Annotated in this window: 5 protein-coding genes; all 5 read right to left on the bottom strand. The window is 64.2% G+C overall.

Annotated elements, in window-relative coordinates; translation table 11 throughout:
- On the bottom strand, positions 1-821 hold an 821-nt coding region (locus IV091_RS06140; RefSeq protein WP_293466522.1), incomplete at its 3' end, for an acyl-CoA dehydrogenase family protein.
- A 14-nt stretch (positions 822-835) separates the two neighbouring features.
- Entirely contained in the window at positions 836-1,798 is a 963-nt protein-coding gene (locus tag IV091_RS06145) for a hydroxymethylglutaryl-CoA lyase (RefSeq protein ID WP_293466525.1), read from the bottom strand.
- 11 nt (positions 1,799-1,809) lie between these two features.
- Positions 1,810-2,622, bottom strand: coding sequence for an enoyl-CoA hydratase-related protein (locus IV091_RS06150; protein WP_293466528.1), 813 nt, complete (start codon positions 2,620-2,622; stop codon positions 1,810-1,812).
- An 8-nt stretch (positions 2,623-2,630) separates the two neighbouring features.
- Positions 2,631-3,779 (bottom strand): CoA transferase, encoded by a 1,149-nt coding sequence (locus tag IV091_RS06155; protein WP_293466531.1) that lies wholly within the window; start codon positions 3,777-3,779, stop codon positions 2,631-2,633.
- A 7-nt stretch (positions 3,780-3,786) separates the two neighbouring features.
- Positions 3,787-4,428, bottom strand: a 642-nt coding sequence (locus tag IV091_RS06160) for a tripartite tricarboxylate transporter substrate-binding protein (protein ID WP_293466534.1), incomplete at its 5' end; no start/stop codon positions are given.

A 4,428-nucleotide genomic window follows, 5' to 3' on the forward strand; every position in this document is an offset into this window, starting at 1 on the left:
GTCGCGGTATTGATGAACCACTGGCCGTCACCAATGGACTCGTGCGACACCAGGATCCGCTCGGCGTTCATACCGTCAAGGATGCACTTGAAGCCCTTGCCTTCCGGTCCGATCAGGTTCTCCGCGGGCACGCGCAGGCCGTCAAAAAAGATCTCGGTGGTGTTGTGGTTGATCATCGCATCGAGCTTGCGGATCTCCATGCCGTTGCCGCGCGCCTCGCGCATGTCGACCAGCAGCACCGAAATGCCGTCCGTCTTCTTTTGCCCCTGTTCGGCCGGGGAGGTGCGGCACAGCAGCAGCATCAGGTCGGAGAACATGGCCCGCGAAGTCCAGACCTTCTGCCCATGGATCACATAGTGGTCGCCATCGCGCACGGCGCGCGTCTTGAGCTGGGTGGTGTCGGAGCCGGTTGTCGGCTCGGTCACGCCGAAAGCTTGCAGGCGTAATTCACCGGTGGCGATCTTGGGCAGGTATTTGGCTTTCTGCTCAGGCGTGCCGTGGCGCAGCAAGGTCCCCATGGTGTACATCTGCGCATGGGCGGCGGCGGCGTAGCAGCCGGATGCGTGGCATTCCTGCAGGATGACCCCGGCGGCGCGGATGGGAAGGCCTGCGCCCCCGTATTCCTCGGGGATCAGCGAGGCCAGGAAGCCAGCGTCTGTCATGGCCTGGACGAATTCGCTGGGGTAGCCCTCGGATTTATCGAGCTCGCGCCAATAGGTTTGGGGGAAATCGGCGCAGATGCGGCGAACGCCGTCGCGGATCTCGGGAAAATCTTCACCCAGGTCCAGGGTGGCCGTTCCTTGTTCGGAAAATGCGGTCATGAGAGGTTCTCCAATTAAAAAATCAGGTTGGTCAAGGCTGCGCGCTGGGCGGCGGGCACGTAGTTGCGGGGCAGGCCGGAGCGTGCCAGGCCGCCGTACAGCGGGACATCGGGCAGATTGCGGGCAATCATCGGGCGCACCGACACCAGCTTGTCGAGGTCGACGCCGGTGCGCAGGCCCATGGCGTCGAGCAGGAAGCACAGGTCGTCCATCACGATGTTGCCGGTCGCTCCGGGCGCGAACTGGCAGCCGCCCAGGCCCGCCAGCGAAGCATCAAAGCGGCGCACGCCACAGTCGAGGGCGGCGGTGACGTTGGCCAGCCCCAGGCCGCGGGTGTCGTGGAAATGCGCCCCCAAGGGCAGCGACCCCACGGCGCTGCGCACCGCGGTGAATACTTTTTTGACCAGTACCGGGTCGGCGTAACCGACCGTGTCGCAGATCATGATCTCGTCGGCGCCGGCCTCGGCCAGCGCAACCGCGCACTTGACCACTTCATCGACGGCAATGGCGCCTTCGTACGAGCATCCCAGAGCCGTCCCCAGGCCCGGGGTCAGGCGCGGGCGCTGCTGCGGCGGCAGTTGCCTGACCATCGACACGATGCGCTTGAACTCCTCGATCGATTCCTCGCGCTCGCGCCGCACGTTCTTGAGGTTGTGCGTGCGGCTGACCGACATCACGAAGTCGAGCGAATTGACGCCCAGCGCCATGGCGCGCTCGGCCCCCTTGAGATTGGGAACCAGGGCATCCACGCGCAGGCCGGCCACCGCGCGAGCGGCCATCACCACCTCTTGCGCGTCGGCAAATTGCGGGATCAGCGTTGCGGGCACGAATGACGTCACTTCGATGGCCGGCACGCCGGCGGCAGCCTCGGCCTGGATCCAGGCGATCTTTTCAGCGGTGGGGAAAAATTGCGCGATGCTTTGCAGGCCATCGCGCAACCCCACCTCGCAGACCACGACGTCAATGTCGGTTTTCATGGTGGAACCTTTCAGCATGCGCGAAACACCGGCTTGCGCTTTTCATTGAAGGCCAGGACGCCCTCCAGGCGGTCCTGGGTGGGCACCAGGCGGTTGTAGGCTTCAAGCTCGAGGCGGTAGCCCGTCAGGATGTCGCACTGCAACCCGTAGTGGATGGACTTCTTGACCTGCCGGATCGACAGGGGGGCATTGCCTGCGATTTCGTCAGCGGTGGCCACGGCAGCGTCCAGCAGTTCGGCCGGCGTGTCGAAAACGCGGTTGACCATGCCCCAGTCGCAGGCTTCATCCGGGGTGAAGGGGCGAGCGCTCATGATGAGCTCCTTGGCCCTTCGCTCGCCAACGGCGCGCGCGAGGTTCTGGGTGCCACCCCCGCCCGGCATGATCCCCAGCTTCACTTCAGACAGGGCAAAGCGCGCATTGCGCGAGGCGTAGATGAAGTCGCAGGCAAGGGCCGTCTCGCAGCCACCACCATAGGCATGTCCATTGACCGCGGCAATCACCGGCACGGTGCATTCGAGCAGGGTGACGAAAGCGCGTTCAAACAGCTCGTGCTGCGTCTGCCACTGCTGGTTGGTCATCCCGTTGCGTTCCTTGAGGTCGCCACCGGCGCAAAAGGCCCGCTCGCCGGCGCCGGTCAGAACGACGCAGCGGATATTGGCCGGCGCCACGGTCAATCGCGTCCACAGGTCCAGCCAGTCATGGCCCATCTGGGTCGTCACGGCGTTCAGGGCTTGCGGACGATTAATGGTTGCAACGAGCACATGCGCGCCGCGCTGCTCCAGCTGGACGGTTTCGTAGTCGGGAAGTTGAAAGGTTTCGCTCACGGAAAATCCTAAGGACGGGAAAACACGGACTCGGTATCGGCCCCCAGGGCAGGCGAGGCCTGCAGTGACCTGGGGCGTTGGCGGTCGAACGACAACGGCAGTCCAACCATGGGGATGGACGCGCCAGGCACTGACTGGACCATGCCCAGCGCCTGGGTCTGTTCGCATTCGAGCATCTCCCTGGCGTTCTGGACCGGGGCGCATGGCACGGCGAGATCGTCGAGGATCTTCACCCATTCACGGTTGCCGCGTTTGAGCATCTCCTGCTCGATGAGCGGGTAAAGGATGGCGGCATTGCGCACCCGGCTGGGGTTGTCGATGAAGCGCGGGTCCTGCACCCATTCCGGGTGCGCCAGGGCCTGGCAAAAGCCGTTGAACAGCTTGTCGTTCCCGGCCGCCACCACCAGCTCGCCATCCGTGGTTTGGTAGGCGCGGTAGGGCACGATGCCCACTTGACCGGAGCCGACCTTGCGCGGCAATTGCTCCGAGGCCAGGAACTGGGCCGCATGGATCCCCATCCATGCGGTGGCTGTTTCATAAAGAGACACATCCACCTTCCGGCCCCGCCCACTGTCCTTGCGGCTGAGCAGCGCCGAGATGATGCCGATGACCGCCCACATTCCGGTGCCCAGGTCGATGATGGCGGGCCCCACCCGGGCCGATGCCTGGCCCTCGTGGCCCACCACGCTCATGATGCCGCCGTAGGCCTGCATCAGCGGGTCGTAGCCCGGCCGGTCTGCCAGGGGCCCCGTGGCGCCAAAGGCGCCCATGTTGCAATACACCAGACTGGGCTTGAGCGCCAACAACTCGTCAGCGCCGATGCCCAGCTTGTCCACCTGGCCGGGGCGCAGGTTCTGGATCACCACGTCCGCCCGTTCGAGAATCAACGTCTTGAGGCGAGCGATCTCCTGCGGATCGCGCAGCTTGCTGACCACCGACTTCTTTCCGCGGTTGAGGGCCTGGAAGGCCACCGCCGCGCCGTCCACGAACGGCGGGCCCCACTTGCGTGCGTCGTCACCCTCCGGCTTTTCAACCTTGATGACCTCTGCCCCCAGATCCGCCAGGATCTGGCCAGCGAAAGGGGCGGCGACACTGTGGCCGAGTTCGATGACCGTGAGGCCAGCGAGCGGTCGCGAGGGATCCATTGCTTCTTTCATGAAAGACTCATTCCGGTTGAATATTGTTTTGCTTGATCAACTTGCCTCGCCACTCGTATTCCGTCTTCAGGAAAGCACCGAACTGATCTGGCGCATTCGCCACGACCATCAGTCCGCTTTCATCGAGCTTGGTCACGATATCGGGGGCCGTGAGGGCCTTGGTGATGGAGGCGTGCAGGGTCTTGAGGACAGCGGGGGGAAGGCCCGCAGGGCCGAAGAAGGCCAGCCATGAGGCCATTTCGTAGCCCGGCAGGGTTTCCGCCACGGTCGGGATCTGTGGCGTGCTCTTGTAGCGTGATTTTTCGGTGATTCCCAGCGCCTTGAGCTTGCCGGCCTTGATGTGCGGCGCTGCAGTGACGAGGCTCGTGTAGGCCAGCGGAACCTGCCCGCCCAGTACGTCATTCAGCGCAGGACCGCCGCCCTTGTAGGCCACATGGGTGATGTTTGTTTCGGCCATCTGGTTGAACAGCGCGCCTGCCAGGTGGTGTGGCGAGCCATTGCCGGAACTGGCGTAGGCCAGTTGGCCGGGATTCGCCTTCGCATACGCGATCAGCTCCGGTACGCTGTTCACAGGAACTGACGGGTGAGCCACCAGGACAATGATGTTTCGTGCCGCCAGGGTGATCGGCGTCACATCCCTGACCGGGTT

The sequence above is a fragment of the Polaromonas sp. genome, assembly GCF_018780625.1.
Lineage (GTDB): Bacteria > Pseudomonadota > Gammaproteobacteria > Burkholderiales > Burkholderiaceae_C > Polaromonas.